22 protein-coding genes are annotated in these 21,779 nt (G+C 57.7%); 6 read left to right on the plus strand and 16 right to left on the minus strand.

The features are described 5' to 3' along the window. Positions 1-50: 50 nt before the first annotated feature. From leuD to JNM28_06395, 3 genes are all read right to left on the minus strand, one after another. On the minus strand, positions 51-650 hold the full coding sequence (gene leuD / locus JNM28_06385) for a 3-isopropylmalate dehydratase small subunit (GenBank protein MBL8068057.1): 600 nt from the start codon (positions 648-650) through the stop codon (positions 51-53). Between the two features lie 155 nt (positions 651-805). Further along, on the minus strand, positions 806-1,225 hold the full coding sequence (locus tag JNM28_06390; protein ID MBL8068058.1) for a cell division protein SepF: 420 nt from the start codon (positions 1,223-1,225) through the stop codon (positions 806-808). Positions 1,226-1,251: 26 nt separating this feature from the next. Then, entirely contained in the window at positions 1,252-1,926 is a 675-nt protein-coding gene (locus JNM28_06395; protein ID MBL8068059.1) for a YggS family pyridoxal phosphate-dependent enzyme, read from the minus strand. A gap of 24 nt (positions 1,927-1,950) precedes the next feature. Between JNM28_06395 and trpE the strand changes: the two genes are divergently transcribed. Beyond that, a complete protein-coding gene (gene trpE, locus JNM28_06400) occupies positions 1,951-3,384 on the plus strand; it encodes an anthranilate synthase component I (GenBank protein MBL8068060.1) in 1,434 nt (477 codons plus the stop codon). Here the strand turns inward: trpE and JNM28_06405 are convergent. Then, entirely contained in the window at positions 3,381-3,968 is a 588-nt protein-coding gene (locus JNM28_06405; protein MBL8068061.1) for a DUF4339 domain-containing protein, read from the minus strand. The two genes, trpE and JNM28_06405, sit on opposite strands and share 4 nt — an antisense overlap. Before the next feature lie 118 nt (positions 3,969-4,086). On the opposite strand from JNM28_06405, the gene JNM28_06410 reads away from it, so the two are divergent. Beyond that, positions 4,087-5,619, plus strand: a complete 1,533-nt coding sequence (locus JNM28_06410) for a glutamate--tRNA ligase (protein ID MBL8068062.1) — start codon at positions 4,087-4,089, stop codon at positions 5,617-5,619. Next, positions 5,616-6,938 carry a histidinol dehydrogenase gene (gene hisD / locus JNM28_06415; GenBank protein ID MBL8068063.1) on the plus strand — a complete coding sequence of 441 codons (1,323 nt, stop codon included), beginning with the start codon at positions 5,616-5,618 and terminating at the stop codon, positions 6,936-6,938. The genes JNM28_06410 and hisD overlap by 4 nt, the downstream gene beginning before the upstream one ends. Positions 6,939-7,034: 96 nt before the next feature. Here the strand turns inward: hisD and JNM28_06420 are convergent, their stop codons facing one another. The 3 genes from JNM28_06420 to JNM28_06430 all read right to left on the minus strand — a co-directional run bounded on the left by JNM28_06420 (position 7,035) and on the right by JNM28_06430 (position 8,824). Then, on the minus strand, positions 7,035-7,661 hold the full coding sequence (locus JNM28_06420) for a thioredoxin domain-containing protein (GenBank protein ID MBL8068064.1): 627 nt from the start codon (positions 7,659-7,661) through the stop codon (positions 7,035-7,037). Positions 7,662-7,668: 7 nt separating this feature from the next. Beyond that, on the minus strand, positions 7,669-8,268 hold the full coding sequence (locus tag JNM28_06425) for a hypothetical protein (protein MBL8068065.1): 600 nt from the start codon (positions 8,266-8,268) through the stop codon (positions 7,669-7,671). Between the two features lie 355 nt (positions 8,269-8,623). Continuing rightward, positions 8,624-8,824, minus strand: coding sequence for a hypothetical protein (locus JNM28_06430; GenBank protein ID MBL8068066.1), 201 nt, complete (start codon positions 8,822-8,824; stop codon positions 8,624-8,626). A 698-nt stretch (positions 8,825-9,522) separates the two neighbouring features. Here JNM28_06430 and JNM28_06435 point away from each other — a divergent pair. Beyond that, positions 9,523-10,137, plus strand: coding sequence for a PEP-CTERM sorting domain-containing protein (locus JNM28_06435; GenBank protein MBL8068067.1), 615 nt, complete (start codon positions 9,523-9,525; stop codon positions 10,135-10,137). Between the two features lie 73 nt (positions 10,138-10,210). Here JNM28_06435 and JNM28_06440 read toward each other — a convergent pair whose 3' ends face one another. From JNM28_06440 to JNM28_06470, 7 genes are all read right to left on the minus strand, one after another. Then, entirely contained in the window at positions 10,211-11,320 is a 1,110-nt protein-coding gene (locus tag JNM28_06440) for a sigma-70 family RNA polymerase sigma factor (protein MBL8068068.1), read from the minus strand. Between the two features lie 265 nt (positions 11,321-11,585). Continuing rightward, positions 11,586-12,644 carry an aminotransferase class V-fold PLP-dependent enzyme gene (locus JNM28_06445; protein MBL8068069.1) on the minus strand — a complete coding sequence of 353 codons (1,059 nt, stop codon included), beginning with the start codon at positions 12,642-12,644 and terminating at the stop codon, positions 11,586-11,588. 31 nt (positions 12,645-12,675) lie between these two features. Continuing rightward, complete coding sequence (sucD, locus tag JNM28_06450; GenBank protein MBL8068070.1) at positions 12,676-13,560, minus strand: succinate--CoA ligase subunit alpha; 885 nt, start codon at positions 13,558-13,560, stop codon at positions 12,676-12,678. A 49-nt stretch (positions 13,561-13,609) separates the two neighbouring features. Continuing rightward, a complete protein-coding gene (locus tag JNM28_06455) occupies positions 13,610-14,146 on the minus strand; it encodes a peptidylprolyl isomerase (protein MBL8068071.1) in 537 nt (178 codons plus the stop codon). A 35-nt stretch (positions 14,147-14,181) separates the two neighbouring features. Beyond that, positions 14,182-14,331 carry a hypothetical protein gene (locus tag JNM28_06460; GenBank protein ID MBL8068072.1) on the minus strand — a complete coding sequence of 50 codons (150 nt, stop codon included), beginning with the start codon at positions 14,329-14,331 and terminating at the stop codon, positions 14,182-14,184. A gap of 40 nt (positions 14,332-14,371) precedes the next feature. Then, the gene (locus tag JNM28_06465; protein ID MBL8068073.1) at positions 14,372-15,016 is read right to left on the minus strand and encodes a hypothetical protein; all 645 of its coding nucleotides are present in this window, start codon (positions 15,014-15,016) and stop codon (positions 14,372-14,374) included. Positions 15,017-15,176: 160 nt separating this feature from the next. Beyond that, positions 15,177-16,301: an enterochelin esterase gene (locus JNM28_06470; GenBank protein MBL8068074.1), complete on the minus strand. Its 1,125-nt coding sequence runs from the start codon at positions 16,299-16,301 to the stop codon at positions 15,177-15,179. A gap of 229 nt (positions 16,302-16,530) precedes the next feature. On the opposite strand from JNM28_06470, the gene JNM28_06475 reads away from it, so the two are divergent. Both JNM28_06475 and JNM28_06480 read left to right on the plus strand, forming a co-directional pair. Further along, positions 16,531-20,109, plus strand: a complete 3,579-nt coding sequence (locus tag JNM28_06475) for a DNA polymerase III subunit alpha (GenBank protein ID MBL8068075.1) — start codon at positions 16,531-16,533, stop codon at positions 20,107-20,109. Positions 20,110-20,135: 26 nt separating this feature from the next. Then, positions 20,136-20,846, plus strand: coding sequence for a hypothetical protein (locus JNM28_06480; GenBank protein ID MBL8068076.1), 711 nt, complete (start codon positions 20,136-20,138; stop codon positions 20,844-20,846). Here the strand turns inward: JNM28_06480 and JNM28_06485 are convergent. Both JNM28_06485 and JNM28_06490 read right to left on the minus strand, forming a co-directional pair. Continuing rightward, the gene (locus tag JNM28_06485; protein MBL8068077.1) at positions 20,833-21,489 is read right to left on the minus strand and encodes an SdpI family protein; all 657 of its coding nucleotides are present in this window, start codon (positions 21,487-21,489) and stop codon (positions 20,833-20,835) included. The genes JNM28_06480 and JNM28_06485 overlap by 14 nt on opposite strands. Next, positions 21,486-21,773 (minus strand): winged helix-turn-helix transcriptional regulator, encoded by a 288-nt coding sequence (locus JNM28_06490; protein ID MBL8068078.1) that lies wholly within the window; start codon positions 21,771-21,773, stop codon positions 21,486-21,488. The genes JNM28_06485 and JNM28_06490 overlap by 4 nt, the downstream gene beginning before the upstream one ends. Positions 21,774-21,779 lie beyond the last annotated feature (6 nt).

The raw sequence follows: 21,779 nt of genomic DNA on the forward strand, positions 1-21,779 counted from the left end.
CATGGTCTATCCTTTACAGACGTGCGGCAGACCGCACTGGTTTTGTGGGTTCAACTGCGACTGGGGGCAAAGCTATCCCATTTTGACTCAAAAGTTGCAATTTCGTCGCAATAGTCCAAAGTCGTCCCCACCAAGTCCAGGCCGCGGAGGAGCTGGTCCTTGGTCGCCGCGTTGATTTCGAACGGCAGCTTTTCGCCGCCAGCAACCACCACCTGATTGGGCAAGTCGATCGTGACCTCTGTGCCTTGCGGCAGAGAAGCGACGGTTTGGTGCGCTGCCGCCGGCAGCTCGATCAGCAACAGGCCACAGTTGGCGGCATTTTGACGGAAGATGTCGCTGTATCCAGGCGAATCGGCATCCATCCGCGCGATTACGGCGATGAAACCCGCTTGCTGGATGGCCCACACCGCGTGCTCGCGGCTGGAACCGCATCCAAAATTCGTGCCGGTCACCAAAATGCCCGCCCCTTGCGCCGACGGTTGATCCAAAAAGAAATGGGGCTCTTGCTTGCGCACATCGGCAAACAGCAAATCGCCATAACCTGTTTTGGTGACCATGGTCAAAAACCGGGCCGGGATGATCCGGTCGGTGTCCACGTGGTCTTGCGGGTAAAGAGCGATTTTGCCGCTTGCAACGGTGAATCCGGACATAGCTTGGAAGGATTATGGATGATTGGCACCCCGCGTCAATCCCCCTCGCCGGCCCCTATGGGCCGGGAGACACAAAAAACCCCTTCCGGTGCCAACCGGAAGGGTAATTCAGGAGTTTCCAGCTCTTCGCTTGCGTTGCCTTGTTGAGAGAAAAATCAGTTGCGGCCTGCAACCATGCGCTGGCTGGCGGGGGCCACTTCCACGTAGGCATTGGCCGGAGCGAGCAAAAAGACGTTGTCGGCCACTTCTTCCCAGGTGCCTTCGGCGTTGTAGTTCACCCCGCACATGAAGTCCTTGATTTTTTCGCGGAGGTCTTCGGGGCACTTGCTGAGGTTAAGGAGTTGTTGTTCGCCCCGTTTGAGTCCATCGGCGGCCGCAACGGCATCTTGGAACGAGACAATTTGGCTGCGGACGGTCACGTGGTAGCGGTGGGCCGCATGGAGGCTCAGGCGGTTGTCGCGCTGGGCAGTCGAGCGGGTAGGCACGTGGTCGGTGTCGGACTCTTCGACTTCCTCACGTGTGAAAAAATCGCGGATGCGATCGATGACAGTGACGCGTTCCATAGCTTCTTCCATGATGCTTTCTTATCCCTTCCGTGGCGTTAACGGCTTCCAAAGAGCGCGGTTCCGACCCGGATGTGCGTCGCCCCTTCCTGGAGCGCGACCTCAAAGTCGTGGCTCATTCCCATGCTGAGCCACTCTCCGCCGATTCGCCGGTTTAATCCGGCCAATTTGCGGAAGGATTCCCTCGCCGCTTCGGGGTCTGGAGTCTGCCGGCCTATTGCCATTAAACCCCGGAACCGAACGTTATACGACTTTAGAACATGGGAAAGGACCGTGTCAAGGTCTTGAATAAAAATCCCTGATTTTTGTTGCTCTTCGTCAATATTGACCTGAATGAAAGCGTCAAGGGTCCGGTCCACCTTAGCGAATTCTGCGAGTTGGCGTTGGTTTTCCACGGTGTGGAGAACATCGGCGACAAAGGCGATCCGTTTGGCTTTGTTAGACTGGATTTTGCCGACAAAGTGCCAAACCGAGTCGTTTGGGACGCTGTGGACCTTTGATTCCAATTCCGCCAAGCGACTCTCGCCAAAATGGCGGACGCCCAGGGAGTAGGCGGCTTGGATTGCCTCCACTGGCAATGTTTTTGTCACCGCAACAAGCACCACCCCGGCCGGGTCCCGACCCACCGCGTCGCATGCCCGTCCAACCCGTCCCCACACATCTGCCAACCGGGGGGAGACCACTGATTCCCACCGTTCGGGCGAGTCTGCCATGCTTGCCAGGATAGACTAAGGGCGATGCACCCGATTGGGAGAGACGAATTCCTGAAACGCGCAAAGCCCGGTTTTGCCTGGCCATTGGTTCGCGAGCTCTTTGCTGACCTGGAAACCCCGCTGAGCGCGTATTGGAAGCTCGCCCACGATGAAACCGAGAGTTTCTTGTTGGAAAGTGTTAGCGGTGGGGAACAGGTGGCCCGGTATTCCATGGTCGGGGTAAGGCCCCGGGCCGTCGTGCGGGATTCCGCGATGCCGGGGCACGACCCGTTGGATGGGCTCGGCGGGCTCATGCCTCAGATCGATCCGGGTGCCGCCGGGGTTCTGGAAGGGTTGCCGGGTTTTGTCGGTGGCGCCGTCGGCATGGTCGGATACGACTACGTTCGGACGATTGAAGCGATCCCAGAAACAAATCCCGATGAACTCGGATTGCCCGATGTTGCGCTCATGGTTTGCGACACGGTCGCCGTGTTCGATCATGCCCGGGCCAAACTCCTCCTCATCGCGTTGGCCCAAGGAACGCCGGAAGGATACGACGCCGCCATCGCCGAATTGGAGCGGCTGGAGCACCGGCTGAAAGGCCCGCTGCCTGCCATGCCCCAAGGCACTTTCAGTCAGAGCGAGCCGGAATCGAATGTCGCCTCAGGCGATTTCATGGGGGCTGTCCGCCAGGTCAAAGAGTACATTGCCGCCGGCGATTGCATCCAAGTCGTCCTCTCCCAAAGGTATTCGCAACCGGTGGAGGCCCATCCGGTGACCATTTACCGCGCGTTAAGGGGCCTCAATCCATCGCCGTTCATGTACCTTTTGCGGTTCCGGGGGTTCGATATTGTCGGGGCATCGCCAGAACTGCTCGTCAGCTTGCACGGGCAGACGGCCAGGGTCCGGCCCATCGCCGGAACGCGACCCAGAGGGGCCGACCAGGAAGAAGACGCGCGATTGGCGGCGGAACTGCTTGCCGATGAAAAAGAACGCGCGGAACATGTGATGCTCGTCGACCTCGGCCGCAACGACCTGGGAAGGGTCTGCCGCCCGGGAACAGTGCAAGTGGAGCGGTTGATGCAGGTTGAGATGTATTCGCATGTCATGCACATCGTCAGTGACGTTGCCGGGGAACTGGCCCAGGGGCTTGGACCCATTGATTTGCTCCGGGCGGCGTTCCCAGCCGGAACCCTCAGCGGCGCCCAGAAAGTCAGGGCGATGGAAATCATCGAAGAGCTTGAAACTTCGCGGCGGGGGCTTTATGGCGGGGCCGTCGGCACGTTTTCCGCGAACGGCGACTTGAGCTTGGCTATCGCGATCCGGACGGTTCTCCTCAAGGATGGCTTGGCCCACGTCCAAGCGGGGGCGGGCATCGTTTACGACTCCAATCCAGAGACCGAATTTGCCGAATGCGCCCACAAAGCCAGAGCGGCCCTCAAGGCGATCGAGATGGCGCAATCCGGGCTCGATAGCTAATCGGCGAGCTCTCGGCCATAACCGTCGTGGCGGAGACCCCCCGCCAAAATATAGATGCCGTCGGCCCAAGACCACAGCAAGCCAAACCCGCACATTGAAGTGATTAACTGCAAAACGCCGATTGCCACATGCCCTAAGTACATCCGCCCCACGCCAGGAACGACATTCAGCAAAGCGGCCATCACCCGGTTCTTGTCCGACTTGGGCACCGAGTAAAGGGCGGGGTTCCAGGTTTGAGTCCCGTAGGGCGTCAGGGGGGCTGTGTAGCCAGATTCGATCCGCATCGGAGATTGGGGCACCGGCGTGCTTGGAGCGAGAGGAGATGGCCCCGCGGACGCGATAGGCGCGCCCATCCGGGAACCAGGAACCGGCGGTGGCGGCGGTTGGGTGTCGAGTTTGAAGAGGGGGATCAGCTGGGGGACTGATCCAGCCGGGGCCCAATCCGGCATCCCCGGACGCCAAACAAAGGTGTCGCGCTCAACCACGCAGTCCGCGATCAGTTCCGATAGGTTATCCAACGTCAGCGGTCCCAATTGACCGTAGTTGCCGACGTAATGCCATTCTGATTGACCCGTTTCGTCCATCCGCCCCTGCGCCTTGGTACATAGACAGTATGTCCCCGGGATCGGTTGCAAGGCACTCCAAAAGTCGGGGCCGGACTGGGAGTGCCGCCCATGCCGGGGTAGCCTGCCAACCTTGGCTATGCCGGTTCGCGTCCGATTCGCCCCCTCCCCCACCGGGCTCCTCCATATCGGGGCCTTGCGCACGGTTGTCTTCAACGATTTTTTTGCCAAGGGGAACCAAGGAACCCTGATTCTGCGGATCGAGGACACCGACCGGTCCCGCTATAACCCGGAAAGCGAGCAGGAATTCATCGACACGTTGGCCTGGGCCGGCATTGAATTCGACGAGGGGCCCCATGCCGGCGGGCCCCATGCCCCCTATCGACAAAGTGAGCGTAAGGAAGCTGGAATCTACGCCGAACACATCCAAACCCTCCTTGAAAATGGGGCTGCTTACAAGGCCTTCGACACCCCGGAAGACCTTGAGCAAATGCGGGAATTCCAGAGAATCAACAAAATGCCGACCGGCTATTTTGGCGGGGAGTGGCGCGATGCGACCCCGCAAAAGGTGGAGGAAGCCGAAAGTTCCGGCAAACCGTTTGTCATCCGCCTCAAAGTCCCCCACGGGACAAAGATCAAGGGGGTCGATGCTATCCGGGGGAATCTGGAATGGGATGGCGGCACCGTGGATGACCCCGTCCTCATCAAAGCAGACGGGATGCCGACCTACCACTTTGCCGCGATGGTCGATGACCACCTCATGGGGATCACGCACGTTTTCCGTGGTGAAGAATGGATCAGCAGTTACCCCAAACACATTGCCCTCTATGACGCATTTGGTTGGGAGATGCCGGTTTTTGTCCACTGCCCGGTTATCGTTGGCGCAGATGGCAAAAAGCTCAGCAAACGCCACGGGGCAACCCGAGTCTTGGATTACGCGGCCCAAGGGTTTTTGCCGCAACCTTTGCGAAACTTCATCGCCTTGATCGGGTGGAGCCCCGGTGACGACCGGGAGGCCATGACGGACGCCGAACTGGCCGAGGCTTTCGACATTAAGGGCATCCAGCCGTCTCCTGGCCGTTTCGACATGGAAAAGCTGCGGTGGATGAACGGACTCGCCATTCGGGCCATGGATCCGGAGGCTCTCTTTAGAGCCGTCTCCGATTATGTAGGCGACAGCATGGTCTGGAATTACTGGAACAACCTGGAGCCTGAAGAGGGACAGCCCCAACCAAGCGATTTCATCCCGGGATTGGAATCCCTCAAGACCATGATCCAAACCAATCCTGCTTACGTCAAGCAAGTTCTTCCCCTAGAGCAGGAACGGGTGGGAACACTTGCCGATTTTGGGCCCGCCTGCCACTTTTTCTTCATCGACGAGGTGGAGTTCGATGCCAAGGCAGTAGAGAAGGCATTCCGGTCCGACCATGTCGAACCCCTCTTCCGCCATTTGCACGAACGGGCGGGAGAAGACGACCTGCCTGCCCAATGGGAACAAAGCATCAAGGCTTGGGCAGAAGCCCAGGGGATCGAGAGAATGGGGCCTATCATCATGCCCATTCGGGTCGCCATGACCGGCAAACTCGCGGGGCCGGGCCTGTTTGACCTTTTGGCCGCATTGGGCCGTGACCGTGTCCGTGCCCGACTTGAGCGCGCGTTGGCCCAGCTATGAGCCTGTTGCGCCGATTCACATTCGGAGATCCAGAAAGCAGGTTCCTTTTTGAAAGGAGACCAGTTTTCGACCGAGCTCTGGCCGACACCGTTGCGCGCATCATTGATGATGTGGCCACAGAAGGGGAAGCGGCCGTCCTCCGGCATACGCGCCAATTTGACTCCCCCCTCATCGAGAAGCTTTGGCACGACGTCCCCGATGGAGTGCCAGAGGGGCTAGCCCCCGAAGACCAATCTGCATTGGAGTTGGCCGCCCGGAGGATCCAAGACTTCCACGAAGTCCAGCTATCCACCCATACCGACGGCTGGGAAGAACTGCCCAAAGGATGGGGGTGGCGCATGGACGCGATCGAAGACGGGGAAGACACCGGATTTGAGGGCCAACGGATGCTTCCGCTTGCCAGTGCCGGGGTCTATGTCCCTGGCGGGAAGGCCAGTTACCCCAGTTCGGTGCTCATGAACGCGATTCCGGCGTTGGTGGCCGGGGTCGGGAGGGTTGCCGTGTGCACACCGCCCAGGCCCGATGGTTCCCTGAATCCAGCCCTACTGTATGCATGCTATTTGGCGGGGGTCGATCGGGTTGCTCTGGCCGGCGGGGCTTCGGCAATCGCTTTGATGGCCTTGGGTTGCGAGGGGTTCGACCGTGTGGACAAGGTTGTCGGGCCGGGGAACACCTATGTCAACGAAGCCAAACGCCAGCTTTGGGGTTCGGTCGGGGTGGACTCTTATGCCGGGCCGAGCGAGGTCGCCGTGTTTGCCGATGGCTCTTGCGCCGCCCAAGCTTCGGCCCTTGACCTGCTGACCCAAGTGGAACACGCGGAAGACAACATCGGACTCCTGGTTTGCCAAGGGGAACGGGTGGCGGCGGCCATTGAAGAAGCCTGCGAAGCTCTTTTGCGGGGTTCGGAGCGGGAATCCGTGATGCGGGCGGCGCTGGCCACGCATGGCGCGTGCATCGTTGTGGATTCCCCCGACCAGGCCATCACCGTTTTAAACCAATTTGCGCCCGAGCATTGCTCGTTGCATTGCGTTAATGCCGGGTGGGTGGCGCAGCAGGTCGTGAACTGCGGGTGCGTGCTCATCGGCCCAGATTCGCCCCAATCGGTCGGCGACTATGTTTCCGGCCCGTCGCACACGTTGCCCACTTCGGGGGCGGCACGGTTTGCGTCCCCGGTCAGCGTGCTGGACTTTTTGAAGGTGCAGTCGGTGTCATCGCTGACCCGTTCGGATCTGGTTGCGCTGTCTCCGGCCGTCGAGCGGTTCGGATCCATGGAAGGGTTGCCGATGCACGGCCTGGGCGGCTCCGCACGCCTAGACTGAAACTTCTTTCGAAGTTTGGGGAGGTCTCAGGAGGGGTTGACCTCAAGAGAGTGCTTTGCAAGATGATAGCGGCAGGACACTGAGCAATTTGGTGCCTCACCTGGGTCGAGTAAGAGCTTCTTGGACAGCTTCAAATGTTTGGCATTGATACATGTTGCCCGTCGCATTGTCGTAAACATAGACCGTCGGGGTGCTGGATACTCCGAGGGAATTTGCAACGGAGCGCACTTTGGAGAGTGCAGTCCTTGGCTTTTCTCGCCAATTTGAAACTGAAGAGTCCAGTTTCAAAGTCCACTGCATCGCTAATGTAGCACATGAACCTTCGTTGCAGCTAAGTTCCTTGGCGTGGAAAGCATCGAGTTCGCGATCTTGCAAAGCCAAACTAATCAATGCAAGGTTGCTAGCATTGGAGTGCATTGAAAGCGGAAAATGACAACGATAGACTGCGATATCAAACCTTGTCTCAAGCTCCTCTAACTGTGGAACAAGTTTGCGGCATGGAGGACACTCGTAGTCGAAGAATTCGTACAATTCATATCTGGTGACTGAGCCACCTTGAGGCTGTGAATGGCACGACCTCAATGCGGTCAAGAAAGGGGCCACTTTTCCAGAAGCGACAATTAATGCAGAATTGGAAACAACCCTTCGAGAGGCAAAAATGGCTGCACTTAACAAGCAACTAATGAAAAAAATATATATGACAAACTTTTCGTGCTTATGCATGATAATTTTAAAAATTGACCGGAGGGTATAAAGTGCGGCATGCATCGGCAAAGTCAAACAGCTCAGCGTATCCCGCAAACTTTGTCTGACCACCGATGAACGTTGTCATCCATCTCTGCTTCATCGTTCTTGGTAACTGGCCATTGTCGTGCAAAAAGGAGTTTCTTTCGTAAAATACGGGACAATTTGCATCATATTCGGATAATGGCCCAGCGGCAAGATGATCAAGCGCAAAAGACAGGGAAGTTTCATATTGCCTATAGTCTTCTAACCCTTTGCCAACGGGGACAATGACCAGATCTTCCTTGTATCCATAGGGTTTCAACGCAACCTTTATGGAAGGAACAGTGCTCGATATAGCACAGCTTTGCGAGGTGCAAAAATCTGTGGCATAAGCTGTTCGGTCATCGTAATCAGTTGCATATAAGACGAAGGCACGATTCAGTTGCGACAAATTTGAGGCAACAACGGTTCTGAATCCGCCCCTTTTGGCACTGTTGTAGACTGGAAACACAATTGCGGTAAGGATCACAATGATTGCAATGATGGAAAGCAGTTCAACAGCTGTAAATGCTAGTGATTTGTCTTGGTAAGTCCTTTTGGCCATGATTTCATTTCTTCTGCCAGCTTTGGAAATGGTCCAACTTTAACCATTTGAATGTACGATTCGTGTTTGGCAGGACTCAGCATCCAGAGAGTCATCGCGGTTCCTTGCTGGTATTCCGCTATTGTGGCTTTGTTTAGGTTGGGTTCAATGTAAGAGGCCCACTGGCGTAGTACTCTTTTGGAAGTCCTCGCTAGATTGCCATGTAGACGGGACCCTGCGCTTGCTCCTTGCCGGTGTCAAGGACTCTTTTCAACACGGACAGATCCTTTGCATTCAACTGGGGGCTTTCCATGGTTGAAGCGCGGTTGATTATCGGAAGGGCTTCTGCCCACAAGTCTTCGGCGACTCCGCTTCTTTAACTGAAATCTCTAATACTCTTCTTGTGTTGCGCTACTTGTTTGGTCAACACATCTGCCACAAACATCGCAAGCCCAATCACCGCGATGATAACAGCCGAGATGATTGCTAATCGCATAGTGCCTGTTCCATTATGAGCAATCAGGCCAGTTGGGGTCAAATTTTCGATCACAGCACGAACGACATGCTTCTTGTCCACCAGATGTTAGGCAACTATCCGAACAACAGTCGACACAGGATTCGTAATCTGGTTTTTGCTTACAAGGCATTGCACAAGATGGCCAAATGACGGCGGCTATTGCATAGGTTACGATGAACGCGGAAAAACCTAGAACGAGTGAGAATCGGGTGAACTGGGACTTGTTCATCTCATGAGTATATTGTAAAAATGACTGACAGTGGGGGGGGCAAAAAGGAAAGAATATTATGCATAGTGTAGCTGAATTGTAACGTACTGAGGATATTATTACCAATATTGTTGGAAATCTAGGTAATCGCGCGATCCGGATTTGACGGTTCGTTAGAAGTTCCTCGATGCTCCAGCCGTGAATAACTTGATCCGGTGATGCTCAATGGCAGCGTTTTGCAGGGATCGCTCCCGCATGTATGTATTGAAAGTGGTGAGCCGCCTAACTCCATCCAATGTTTGATTGGGTGCCATCCGATCCGCTGGCTTAAATGATATCTTTCAATGAGTGGAATCATGCCATTATCGAGGCTGCATTTGGGCAATCCATCAGGCACAGGGAGCCTGAATCACCGAATCCTTCCCCGCATTTGTACTGGTTTTGCACCACCTGGCTGCTGACTTCGATTACACTAGAGAAACGTTTCGCGAAACGTTTCGCAAAGCGGGTTCAAGTCACTTGAACACCTTTCGAAGAGGAAAACATGACCATGAAATCCCACTCCCGCGCCGGGCTCCTTTGCCTTGCCCTCGTCGCCACGTCGTCTGCCTTTGGACAGCTCCTCAACCCGTCATTCGAATCGGGAACAGGGTCGTCCGCATCTAACTGGATCGCCTTTGGCAATGCGTTCCGCGAAAACGCTGGCGCCCACACCGGCGACTTTTCCATGAAGATGTTCGGCAATTTCTCCGGTTCGTTCAACGTTACCGGGGCCTTCCAAGATTTCGCCATCGGCGTCGGGCAATCCGCGTCGGCCAGCGTTTTTGCCCAAACCCTTTCGGGCGATAAGATGTCCGGTGGCAACCGGGCGTTGCTCAAGCTTATTTACCGCGACGCCGCCAACAACGACCTTCTGGCATCGGAATCGGCCTTCATCGATGCCAACACGGCTCCCGACACCTGGTTCGAACTGACGGCCAGCCTGGGCGCCGCCCCGGCCGGTACCGATCACGGTTCGGTCTTCCTGTTGTTCCTGCAAGAAGCCGACAATGCCGGCGGGAGCACGTTCTTCGACGATGCCTCTGTTTCGGTTGTGCCGGAGCCGGCGACCCTGGCGATCCTGGGCCTGGCCGGAGTTGCGGCCCTGCGGCGCAAGCGCAAGTAAAAAAGCCTTGCGCAAAGAGAAATCCCCCGGGTCGAGACCCGGGGGATTTTTGTTTACCTGCGGCTGCCGAATGTTAGTTCGGGCTCGGCGTGATGGTGAACCCTTGTTGAGCCAGCTCTTGACCGATGTGCCGGAGCTTTTTCATGGCCCGGAGTTCAATTTGACGAACGCGCTCTCGGGTGACGTTGAGGGCCGAACCGACTTCCTCGAGCGTGCGGGCCCGGCCATCATCCAAACCGAACCGCAGCCGAACCACGTCGCGCTCGCGGCTGGTCAGGCGCCCCAAAATCCCGTCGATCTCTTCGCGGCGGATCAGGTTGGTCGTGACGTCGCCGGGGTTGGGCATGCCGTGGCTGGGGATGAAGTCGCCGATCGAGGAATTGTCCTTTTCGCCGACCGGAGTTTCCAGGCTCAGGGGCTCCACGGCCACGCGCATCATCTCTTGCACGCGGTCGGCGGCCATGCCGACTTTTTCGGCCACTTCTTCTGGCGTCGGTTCCCGGTGAAGCTCCTGTTGGAGTTGGTTGGCGGTCTTCATCACTTTGTTGATGAGTTCGGCCACATAAACCGGGATCCGGACGGTCCGGCCCTGGTTAATGATTGCCCGGGCGATGGCGCGGCGGATCCACCACGTGGCGTAAGTCGAGAACCGGAAGCCTTTGCGCCAGTCAAACTTTTCGACGGCCCGGATGAGGCCCAAATTGCCTTCTTGGATCAAGTCGGCCAACGGGATTCCCCGGGCGTTGTACTTTTTGGCAATCGAGACAACAAGCCGGAGGTTGCTCTCAATCAGTTGCTGCTTGGCCAACGTGCCGATCTTCATCACGTCTTTGCGTTCAAAATCGTCAAAAACGTGGTCGCGGGGGAGGTTGAACAGTTCGGCAACGCGATCCCATTTGTCCTGTTCGGCTAAATCCTTGGCTTGGACCTTTTTGGCCAAATCTTCTTCTTGCCCGGGGGTGAGCAGGTGGGCGCGGCGGGTTTGCCGCATCCACATTTCAAGTTCTTCGCCTTCATCCCTCTGGGCAGGGGCCTCTTCTTCCTCTTCTTCCTCCTCCATCTCCAGCAAATCGTCGTCGATGGGTTCGGCATCGTCGAGCATGTGTTTGCTGGCATCGATGTAGGCGTGGCGGCTATGGGTGCGGACCGTGATCGCTTTGCCGCGCTTGACCTGGGAGGGCATTTTTTCTTCCACTAAATTCTCACTCAATTCGGATTGTTTCCTTGTGTTAATGACGCCCAAGCCGAGGGCTGGTGATTCAGCTCCCGAAAGAACGGAGTTTTTGGATGCGGGGTGATTCGCCGCGGGGACGCTGTTCCAATCTATCAGAGGGCGAGCGTTCCGTCAAGGGCGTCCGGACGAATTTCCTGCGCACCGTTGTGATAAGGGTCTCACAACTCGTGCCAAGGTGTCTGACGCAAGCCCTCTCCGGTAAGTTGCACGGGTCCTAAGGGGCAAGTTCGGGCCGGAGGCTGAAAACGGTCTCGCAGATCGCCGAGGAAAGGGCCGATGCCGACGAATCCGTGTTTCCGTGCCCAAAACTGATCCGGATCGTTGAGAGAGCTTCGGATTCCGTAAGTCCGAGCGAGGTCAGGACCGGGCTGGGATCCGTCGACCCGCTGGAGCAAGCCGGACCGCTGGAAATCGCAAACCCTTTCCGCGAAATCTCCTCAACCAAGGGCTGAGCGACGACACCGGGGATCGTGGCACTCAGGATGAAGGGTGATTGCATTGGGGAGTCGTTGAAGCAGATGCCAGAAATTGCCGACATTCCAGAAACGACCGTTCGACGGAGAGCTGCTGCCTCGTCGGCAAACGGGTGTTGCAATGCGAATTCCAAGGCAGCCGCCATGCCGACGATTCCCGGCACATTCAGAGTCCCCGCCCGGTGGCCGCCCTCCTGCCCGCCGCCTACCAATAGCGGCTGGACGGAAAACAACTCTAAAGGGTCGCGCAAGAACAGCGCGCCAACCCCCATCGGCCCGCCGAACTTATGGGCAGAAAAGGCTGCGCCGGAATAGTCGGTAAGGGAAACAGGCAACTTGCCGATGGCCTGGGTGGCATCGCAATACCAGTCGCCTGAATGATTGAAAATGGCCCCGGTTTCGTTGCAGCAGGCGGTAACGATGGCGGTTCGTTCTGGGTCGGCATGCAGCCGGAATCCTTGGTTGGGGATTAAGGGGATCCCGGCCCGGGACGCTGGCTCCCGGACTGCGGCATGTTCGAACGGCGAGACCTGCGACCGGCGGCCAGAGGCGAGCCTGACCATCGTGTTGCACGCTTCTGTTGCCCCCGACGTGAAAATGATCTGGCTCGGGTCTTCGGCGCCCAAAAGGGAAGCAATTAACTCCCGGGCTGATTCGACGGAATCCCGTGCCCGGGTTCCCCAGGAATGCAAGGAGTGGGCGTTGCCAAACAACGGTCCATACCAAGGCAGCATTGCTTCCTGGGCTGCTTCGCAGACGCGGGTGGTTGCGGCATGGTCGAAATAGTTGGCGGGATCCACCAGTTGGATTATGGCCGAGGCTGTTTGCCGGTCAGACGCCGACGGCAGCCAGCGATTCTTTGACCATTTGGGCAACCTGGCTGGTGGTGTCGGCGACTTTTGCCCCGGCATCCAAAAGCGCATCGACTTTGGATTGGGGAGTCCCCATTTTGCCGCTGATGATGGCGCCGGCATGTCCCATCCGCTTGCCCGGGGGGGCTGTGCGTCCAGAGATAAAGCTGACGACCGGTTTCGTCATATGCTCTTTGATGAAAGCGGCGCCGACTTCTTCGTCTGTCCCGCCGATTTCGCCGATCATCACAACCGCTTTGGTTGCCGGATCCGCCTCGAACAGCATCAGGGCATCGATAAACCGCGTGCCGATCACCGGGTCGCCGCCGATTCCGACGCATGTGGTTTGCCCGAGGTCGGCCCTTGTGAGTTCCCAGGCAACCTCATAGGTCAGGGTTCCAGAGCGGCTCACCATCCCCACCGGGCCCGATTTGAATATGTGCCCCGGCATGATTCCCATCTTGCATTCGCCCGGTGTGATGATCCCCGCGCAGTTGCCACCCAGCAGCCGAGACCGGCCGTTTGCTTTGATTTTGTTCACGGCTCGGATCATATCGTTGACCGGAACGCCCTCCGTGATGAGGGTGATGAACGGAATCCCTGCGTCTTCGGCCTCAAGAACCGAATCGGCCGCAAATGGGGCGGGGACAAAAATCAGCGCGGCATCGGCACCGGTTTGGGCCACGGCTTCATGCATCGTGTCGAAAACCGGGCGATCCAGATGGGAGGTGCCGCCCTTTCCCGGAGTCACGCCGGCCACCACCTGGGTGCCGTACTTGATCATCTGCTCGGCGTGGAAGCTCCCTTCCTTGCCGGTCATTCCGGCGACGACGACCTTTGTGTTCTTATCAACCAAAACCGACATGGGCCAATTGCTCGGAGAAGAGCATACCGGACCGGCTGGGCGGCTTGGGTCAGTTGATTTTGGCGGAGAGGATCAGGTCTCCCCGTTCACATTTTTCAACGACATCCCAGCCGGAGGTCACCTTGGCAAAGCATACGTACTTACCGTTCAACCGCTTGTTGTCCACCAGGTTGATGAAGAAATGGCTGCTGCCGCTGTTGTCGCCTGGGGATTCCAGGGCGATGCCCAATGTGCCTTTGAGATGGGGTAGGGGAGATTTCTCGAATTCGATGGTTGGCCCTTCCGTTTTTTCACCGAGTCCCTGGGTGCCGCCGTTCTCCCCTGGTTTTGCCCGCGCCTCTTCGGGAAGCATAGTTTTGGATTCCGGGTCTCCGGTTTGGAGCACGAACCCATTAACTTTCCGGTGCCACAGCATGCCGTCGTACATGCCGGCTTCGACATTCTTGGCAAAGTGGGCGCAGGTCTTGGGGGCGGATTTGTAATCCAGCGTGACGACAAAGGTTCCGCGCTGGTAAACCGAGAACGTGACGGTGTCGCGTTCAGGCACCAGCATGGCGGCAAGACTGAGGGCAAATGGCGTTAACATCGCTCGATTGTACTGTCAATGTCAGAGCGGCACGTTCAGGCCAGCTGGCCTTCAAGGACTTCCAACCGTTCGTGGATGTCGTCGGCCAACGCGTTGGCATCCTGGTCGGCGATCGCCTGTTCGACGACCTTGGCAAGCACAAAGCCGATCGCCACGCCGACCGCCAAGAAAACAAGGTTCTTCACGCCCTGATTTTACAGCGTTGCGCCATTGGCGGTTCCGGACTCAGAAAGGTTTGAGCGGCCCATCAGAAAGGAAATAGGAGTTGTCAAAGAACGGGAGCCCCAAAATCCTGGCGTAGCCGGCCCCGGTTTGGGCCATCCTTCCGGCCCCGGCGTTGACGGCTTGGCCAGGGCCCAGGGAAACATGCTCCGTTCCGATCACCAACAGAGGCTCTTTGCCCTGCTTCCAATACAGCACCAGGCGGTAAGTCACCGGTTCGCCAACCAAAGTTGACCGCATGAGATTGCGGTCGGCCAGCAAAACCGCGGCGTCCAAATCGGCCAATGACCCCCGAGTGATCTGCTTGAACAAGCCTTGCCCCTCGCGGCGGGTGTAAACCCGGGACTCGAGGTCGCACGTCATCCGTTCACTGGAAAGTTGGCCCCACAGCCCGGCAAAGAAGACGAGGGGCCCGGTCCAAATCAAAATCTCTGGCGACAGGAGCAAAAGGGGCCAACCAGCAATGGCCATTGCAAAAAGGGCCGCCCCGGTCGCAAGGCAACTATAGGTCAAGATGTCGTACCAGAGGGGAGGGGCAAAGATCAGGCGTGTCTCGCGCCACAAACGGCCAACAAGAGGAGTTTCTAATCCCCCTTTGCTCCGTGAGCGGGTGAGTTGCGGTCGTTCAGGGGTTGGCCTTTCGTGCATTGGCAGGGTGTTGTCAGTAAATACGGCCAGATTCTGCCAAAAGCGGTGCCTAAAGCCGCAATGGGGCATATCAAATGTGGGACGGCTATGCCAAACGCATTGGAACGCCTGGCCGCATCAAGGGTCAGAACAGACGGAGGGTTATCTCGGGATGGATGAATCAGCCCCCAAACGCGAACTTCAGTGCCTCGTCAAAGATGCTCCGCAAATGCTCGGTGCTATGGAAACCGGGGCCAGGATGCCACTGGTAGTCGTAATCTTTGAACCGGAGGGCGGCCGCCATTTCCTGGTTGGCCAGGAACCAATTGCCGAATTGGTTGTCCAAATCGTGGCTGCCATCTTGCAAGAAGATGCGGATCGGCTTTTTGTCCGACATCCGAATGAGAGGGGGATAATTGTGCCCCCCGGCGAGTCCAGATTCTCCCCGGGCCAGGTTTGTGAAACTCCCGACGGCGCTGATTGCGACCCCGAACTTGTCGGGTCTTTGCCAACAGGCGGTGAAGGCGCAGATCCCGCCGCTGCTCATGCCGATGCACGCCCGTTTGGAAGGGTCTTGGGATAGTTTAGCGAGTTTGGCGACTTCGGGCTCGATTTCTTCGAGCAAGAATCGTGTGTAGGCATCCGAGAGCGTGTCGTATTCCCGGCTCCGGTTCGAATAGTTCCCGGGCTTGTCTTGGCCCGGCTCGATGAAGACCCCGACGGTCGGCGGGATCAGCCCCCCACGGGCGGCATTCTCCAGGCCGTTGGCGATCCATTGCCTGTCCCACTGGGCATCGGTGGCAAACAACACGGGGTAATCCCGGTCAGCTTCAATGTTGGGCGGCAGGTAGACGTACCATTTGCGGACCGTGCCGGGAAAAACCGCGGATTTGAGCTCACCCATGTCGCGGAAGCTGCCTCTCATCCCTCCCGGCGGCAGTTGCACCAGCGGGTTGGCGGGGAAGAACTCGAAGTTGACCGGCCGGTCTGTTGCCTGGCCGCCGACATAATAGCGCACCACCGCCCCGGTCGGCGCCTCAAACTTCTGCCAGAAGTAAGAAACGCCACCTGCCTCAAGCATCGGCTGCCGATCCCCATGGTCAAAAGTGAGTTGGGCTCCAGACCCTTCTACTGCAAAGAGCACGGCATCGCCTTCCCGCCATGGGTTGGCGCCCAATTTGAGGTCTTCCGGTTTGTAATGGGCTCGGAGGATGGCCGCCTTTTCAGTGTCCGGTGCGGCGAGGAAACCTTGGAGAGTGGCGCTTCTTTGATCCATGGCGAAAAGGGCGATGCTGAGTCCGACCATGGCAAAAGGCTACCTTGGGGCTAGACCGAGTGCAGCGCGTCGAAGGCGGAACGTGATCGTCTAATTTTCCTACCTTGGAACCCCGAAACGGTTGCACCCGGCCCAACTGGTGACCCCGAAGTCACAAAACCGTGGAAAAGACCTCGGGAACAGAGCATCGCCCAGGGATACTGGTTTCGTCCTAATTGATTGCCGCCCCCCGCCGGGACGGCCCTTCTGTCGGTCTGCCATGCCTTCTCGCCCCTTTGTGCACCTCCATAACCACACCGAATACTCGCTGTTGGATGGGGCCAACCGGATCAAAGACATGGTGAAAAGGGCCAAGGAGCACAACATGCCGGCCCTGGCGATTACCGACCATGGCGTCATGTTTGGTTGCATGGAGTTCTACTTCGAATGCAAAAAGCAGGGCGTCAAACCCCTCATCGGCATGGAAGCCTACGTGGCTCCGGGCGGGCGGAAGGAAAAGCGACGGGGGGAAGAGAAGGACAGCTACCACCTGCTGCTACTGGCCAAGAACCAAGAGGGGTACCGGAACCTTTGCAAGCTGCATTCGGTCGCCGCCTTGGAAGGCTTTTATTACCGTCCCCGAATCGACCACGAGCTGTTGCAAAGCCACGCCAAGGGCCTGATTTCTTCCACAACATGCCTGGGCAGCGAAGTCAACCAAGCCCTGCTCAACAACGATTATGAATCGGCCCTCCGGATCGCCGGCTTCTACCGGGATCTGTTTGACCCGGACAGCTATTTTGTGGAGTTGCAAGACCACGGGTTGCCCGAGCAGCACCACTGCAACGAGGGGTTGCTCAAAATCGCCCGCGACCTAAAATTGCCGCTGGTTTGCACCAACGATGCCCACTACCTTTGCCGTGAGGATGCCGACCCCCACGACGTTCTGCTCTGCATTGGAACCGGCAGCCTCCGGGATGACAACAAGAGGTTCAAATTCACCGGCGAGGAGTTTTACGTCAAAACGCCGGAGGAGATGGCCAAGCTGTTCCCGAACCATCCCGAGGCCATGGAGAACAGCCTCAGGTTCGCGGAACTCTGCGACCTTGAGCTCGGTTCCAGCCGGGCCCTGATGCCGCAACCGGATCTGGAACCGGGTTTTGATCCGATGTCCTATCTAAGGCACTTGGCTGCCAAGGGGTTAGAAAACCGGGTTCGCGGGGCTGAAGACCGGTACTTTGAACGCCTCAACTACGAACTGGGCGTGATTGAGCAAACGGGCTATGCCGAATACTTTTTGCTGGTCAAAGAGTTTGCCCAATTCACCCGGGATCAAGACATCATGTTCGGGGTGCGAGGCTCGGCGGCCGGTTCGTTGGTCAGCTATACCGTCGGCATCACCGATGTCGATCCCGTCGAATACGATCTGACTTTTGAACGGTTCCTCAATCCGGAGCGCGTCAGCATGCCGGATGTCGACATGGACTTTGAGGACGCCCGCCGGGATGAGGTCATCCGGTGGGTGACCGAGAAATATGGCCAAGAACGCGTCGCGCAAATCATCACCTTCGGGACGCTAGGCCCTAAAGCGGCCATTCGTGATGCCGCGCGGGTGATGGGTTTTATGCCGGTCGAAGCCGATCGCATCGCCAAGACCATTCCTACGGGGCCGGGATGGAGCATCGACAAGGCTCTGGAAGAAGTTGCCGAGTTCCGGGCTGTTTATGATAACGAGCCCAAAATCCGGGGGCTTGTCGACACCGCCAAGCGGATCGAAGGGCTTGCCCGCCACGCGGGTGTCCATGCGGCGGGGGTTGTCATCTCTCAAGAGCCGCTCAGCGATTACGTGCCGCTTTACCGGGGTTCCGACGGCCAAGCCGTTACCGCCTACGAAATGGGAATCCTGGAAAAAATCGGGCTTCTCAAAATGGACTTTTTGGGCCTGAGCAACCTGACCGTCCTCGCCCGGACCATCGACCACATCCGGAAGACGCATGCCGGCCTCAATCCGGAGGAAATCGCCAAAAACCACCCTGTTTTGAGTCCAGATGGGCATCGGGCCATCCCGTTCGACGACCAAAAGACGTACGACATGCTCAGCCGGGGGGATACCGTCGGGGTCTTCCAGCTGGAATCCGGCGGCATGCGCCGCAACATTGTTGAACTCAAGCCCCAAAACGTTCGGGAGTTGGCCGCGATGGTCGCCCTCTACCGGCCTGGGCCCATGGATCACATCCCGCGGTTTGTCTCCAATAAATTCGGGCGCACTCCCATCGAATTGGCCACACCCGAGATGGAGCCGATCCTGCGGGAAACCTATGGGATCATCGTCTATCAGGATCAGGTGCTCAAGCTGGTGCAAGCCTTGGCCGGCTTCACGCTCGGCCGCGCCGACATCTTGCGGCGGGCGATGGGAAAGAAAGATGCCGAAATCATGGACGCCATGCAAGGCGAATTCATGGAAGGGGCAAAAGGCAACGGGATTTCTGAAAATGCTGCCGGGCAGGTTTGGGAACTCCTCAAACCGTTTGCCGGTTACGCGTTCAACAAAGCCCATGCGGTGTGCTATGCGATCCTTGCCTACCAAACCGCTTACCTAAAAGCGAATTATCCCGTCGAATATTTGGCCGGGTTGCTTGCGGTTTTCCGGGAAAAGGAAGACCGAGTCGCCGCGTTCATCGAAGAGTGCCGCCGGAGCAAGATCCCCGTTTTGCCGCCCGACGTCAATCGCTCCCAATTGGACTTCACAATCGAAGACCAAACGGTTGGGAAGGGAAAATCCGAGCGGTCTGTCCGTGCGATCCGGTTTGGACTGGGGGCCATCAAAGGTGTGGGAGAGGGGCTTGCCCGGAAAATCGTCGAGGAGCGCAGCGGCTCGCCGTTCGAGCACTTGTTCGACTTCTGCGACCGGCTCCGTCAAGCCGGGCTCAACAAAGGATCACTGGAAGCGTTGATTCGCGCCGGTGCCTTGGACAGCATCGACCGGAACCGGTGCAAGCTGCTCAACGCGGCGGAAGGCGCCCTTGTATTTGCCGACAACGCCAACCGGCAAAGGATCGTCGGGCAAGACTCCCTTTTTGGGGATACCGTCGAACTGGCCCTGGAACTCCCCGTCCTCCCCGAAGTTCCGGAGCCGAACCGGAGCGAGATCCTTTCGATGGAAAAGGAGACGATGGGAATCTACATTTCCGATCACCCGCTGCGGGGATATGAGTTCACGCTCCGGCAAGCGGGAACCCACACTTGCTCGGAGTTTTTGGAACTGGAACAGCCCCAACGGGTTTCCATTGCCGGAGTCCTCAGCCAGGTCAGCATCCGGCCGAGCCAAAGGACGGGCAGCCTTGTGGCCCGGGTGACCATTGAAGACTTCACCGGCCAAGTGGGGGGATTCGCCTTTGGCGAAACCGTCACCAAACTCAGCGGGGTTTTGGAGAAGGACAAGGTCGTGGCCGTCCACGGCCGGCTCAAATTTGATGAGCGCAGCCAAGCCACGGATCGGACACCGGAAATCCAGATTTTCGAGGTCGAAGAGTTGCCGCCGCCGGCCATCCAAGATTTCGACGACTCGGTTGCCGGGCGGGTGATGGTCATGATCAAATCGGCAAAGCTCAGCGAGCTGGAAAAGTTTCGGAACCTCGTGGAGGCAAATCCGGGCGATTTCGAAGTCATGCTCACGTTCTCTGGTGCCCCGGCCTCCCAGCCCATCATCCTCCTCAACCGTGTCGATCCAACCGAACATTTCCTCAGAACTGTCCGCCGCATGATCAGCCATGTTGAAGTCGAAGTGGTATCTTCAAACGGCGTGAACCCCGGGGCAGAATCCGCACCGGGCGAACTTGCAACCGCCAATCTGCGTTGAAAACAGCAACACCCAATCGATCCGCAATGAAAAACCGCGCTATCACCGCCGCTCTGCTCATCTTGGGCCCGACCATGTTGCTTGCCCAGAGTTTTGAGGAGAAGACAGCGAATGTTGATCTCCTCCGGGAGAAACCTGTCCAAACTGAACTTGGCATCACGGATGCGCTCCGCGACAAGATGAACAAAGTCGCTGACGAGTTCAACAAGAATTCAAACGAGTTGCTCGAAGCCTTCAAAAAGGATAACCCCAACGCCCAAGGGCCAGACGAGGCGCTTGTCAAGAAAATCAACACGTTCAAGTTGGATCTCAACCGCAAGATCTTGAAGCTTCTTTCGCCGGCGCAAGTCAAACGGCTCAGCGAGATCACCTTGCAAATCCTGGGCTACCAAGCCCTTCTCAGCGACGACGTCGCGAAGAAAATCGGGCTGGATGCCGCCCAATCCAAAAAGCTCCGCGACGGCTTTACCAGCCTGAACCGCCAAGTCCAAGAAGTTCAGCAAAAGGCGCTCAAGCCGATTTACGACAAGTACGGCAAGCAACAGCCAAAGAACGAGGAAGAAGCTAAAGCACTCCAAGAAAAGGCGAACAAAGAAGCCCAGGAAGTGGCCAAAAGTGCCGAGCCTGAGCTGACCAAGCTCCGGAACGAATGGCTGACTTTGGTCAAAAAAACCGTCAAGGCCATCCAACTCAACCGGTTCGAGGCCCTGCAGGGGCAACCTTTCAAGGCGTCGTAGGGCCCATCTTGTTGCCCTTGGCATAGAGCCAATAGGAATAGCCGACCGGCATCACCAACCCGGAGGTGGCGATGACGATCGCGATCACCACGCTCCCCCCTAGCAGAACGATTGCCGCCCCGATGGCCGCTGTTACGACCGCGGACCTGGCGGCAAAACGATGGGTTCGCTCCCAGTTCTCAGGAGACTCTAGGGTCCAGGGGGTGCGGATCCCGACGTAGTAGTTGGGAGTCACCTTTCCCAGCAGGTTCCCGAGGAACCCAAACAGCCCGCACATCAGCAAGCCGAAGGCAACACTGGAGAGCTTGGCATTGCCGGCGGCCGAAAGAGTCAAGACATTCATAATCGCCATGAATACCATCGTCCCGACCGCGATGAGATCGTATGTTTTGCGGAAGGGTTCGATCGCCTTCGTCTTGGGGCTGAGCAGCGGCAGGGCGGCAAACATGGCGGCCAATCCCGCCATGATTGCCACGGTGATCCAAGCCCCCGATCCCTTGGGTTGCCACCGGTCGGCCATGCCCGACGCATTGAAATGGACCGGAATCTGATCCGGCAACCCAGGATAGACCGAAGCCGTGTACAGGGCGGTTGCAACCGTCAATGCGGCGCAAATCAGCAGAAGCCGAAGGGAAGGGTTCATGATTGTTCTGCCTCACGTTGGAGGTCTGCCGAGGGCAAAAAGTCGAGGATTGCCGAGGCTACGTCTTGCATCACCGTGGTGTTGAGGCAATAGATGAGCTGCGTGCCGTTGCGGCGGACGCGGATCAGTTCGGCCTTTTTGAGTGCCGCAAGGTGATGGCTCAATGTCGGGGCCGTGAACTCGAAGTGGGCCCCGATTTCCCCGGCAGTGAGCTCGCCTTGGCCCAGAATCCGGAGGATTTTCCTCCGCCCAGGGTCGGAGAGGGCCTTGAACACCTCGGTCATCGCCTA

The sequence above is a fragment of the Armatimonadota bacterium genome (assembly GCA_016789105.1).
Taxonomy (GTDB): domain Bacteria; phylum Armatimonadota; class Fimbriimonadia; order Fimbriimonadales; family Fimbriimonadaceae; genus UphvI-Ar2.

Coding starts and splice junctions, on each gene's coding strand:
- leuD (MBL8068057.1), bottom strand. CDS start 650: ATGTCCGGATTCACCGTTGCAAGCGGCAAAATCGCTCTTTACCCGCAA.
- JNM28_06390 (MBL8068058.1), bottom strand. CDS start 1,225: ATGGAAGAAGCTATGGAACGCGTCACTGTCATCGATCGCATCCGCGAT.
- JNM28_06395 (MBL8068059.1), bottom strand. CDS start 1,926: ATGGCAGACTCGCCCGAACGGTGGGAATCAGTGGTCTCCCCCCGGTTG.
- trpE (MBL8068060.1), top strand. CDS start 1,951: ATGCACCCGATTGGGAGAGACGAATTCCTGAAACGCGCAAAGCCCGGT.
- JNM28_06405 (MBL8068061.1), bottom strand. CDS start 3,968: ATGGACGAAACGGGTCAATCAGAATGGCATTACGTCGGCAACTACGGT.
- JNM28_06410 (MBL8068062.1), top strand. CDS start 4,087: ATGCCGGTTCGCGTCCGATTCGCCCCCTCCCCCACCGGGCTCCTCCAT.
- hisD (MBL8068063.1), top strand. CDS start 5,616: ATGAGCCTGTTGCGCCGATTCACATTCGGAGATCCAGAAAGCAGGTTC.
- JNM28_06420 (MBL8068064.1), bottom strand. CDS start 7,661: ATGCATAAGCACGAAAAGTTTGTCATATATATTTTTTTCATTAGTTGC.
- JNM28_06425 (MBL8068065.1), bottom strand. CDS start 8,268: ATGGCCAAAAGGACTTACCAAGACAAATCACTAGCATTTACAGCTGTT.
- JNM28_06435 (MBL8068067.1), top strand. CDS start 9,523: ATGAAATCCCACTCCCGCGCCGGGCTCCTTTGCCTTGCCCTCGTCGCC.
- JNM28_06440 (MBL8068068.1), bottom strand. CDS start 11,320: ATGCCCTCCCAGGTCAAGCGCGGCAAAGCGATCACGGTCCGCACCCAT.
- sucD (MBL8068070.1), bottom strand. CDS start 13,560: ATGTCGGTTTTGGTTGATAAGAACACAAAGGTCGTCGTCGCCGGAATG.
- JNM28_06455 (MBL8068071.1), bottom strand. CDS start 14,146: ATGTTAACGCCATTTGCCCTCAGTCTTGCCGCCATGCTGGTGCCTGAA.
- JNM28_06465 (MBL8068073.1), bottom strand. CDS start 15,016: ATGCACGAAAGGCCAACCCCTGAACGACCGCAACTCACCCGCTCACGG.
- JNM28_06470 (MBL8068074.1), bottom strand. CDS start 16,301: ATGGTCGGACTCAGCATCGCCCTTTTCGCCATGGATCAAAGAAGCGCC.
- JNM28_06475 (MBL8068075.1), top strand. CDS start 16,531: ATGCCTTCTCGCCCCTTTGTGCACCTCCATAACCACACCGAATACTCG.
- JNM28_06480 (MBL8068076.1), top strand. CDS start 20,136: ATGAAAAACCGCGCTATCACCGCCGCTCTGCTCATCTTGGGCCCGACC.
- JNM28_06485 (MBL8068077.1), bottom strand. CDS start 21,489: ATGAACCCTTCCCTTCGGCTTCTGCTGATTTGCGCCGCATTGACGGTT.
- JNM28_06490 (MBL8068078.1), bottom strand. CDS start 21,773: ATGACCGAGGTGTTCAAGGCCCTCTCCGACCCTGGGCGGAGGAAAATC.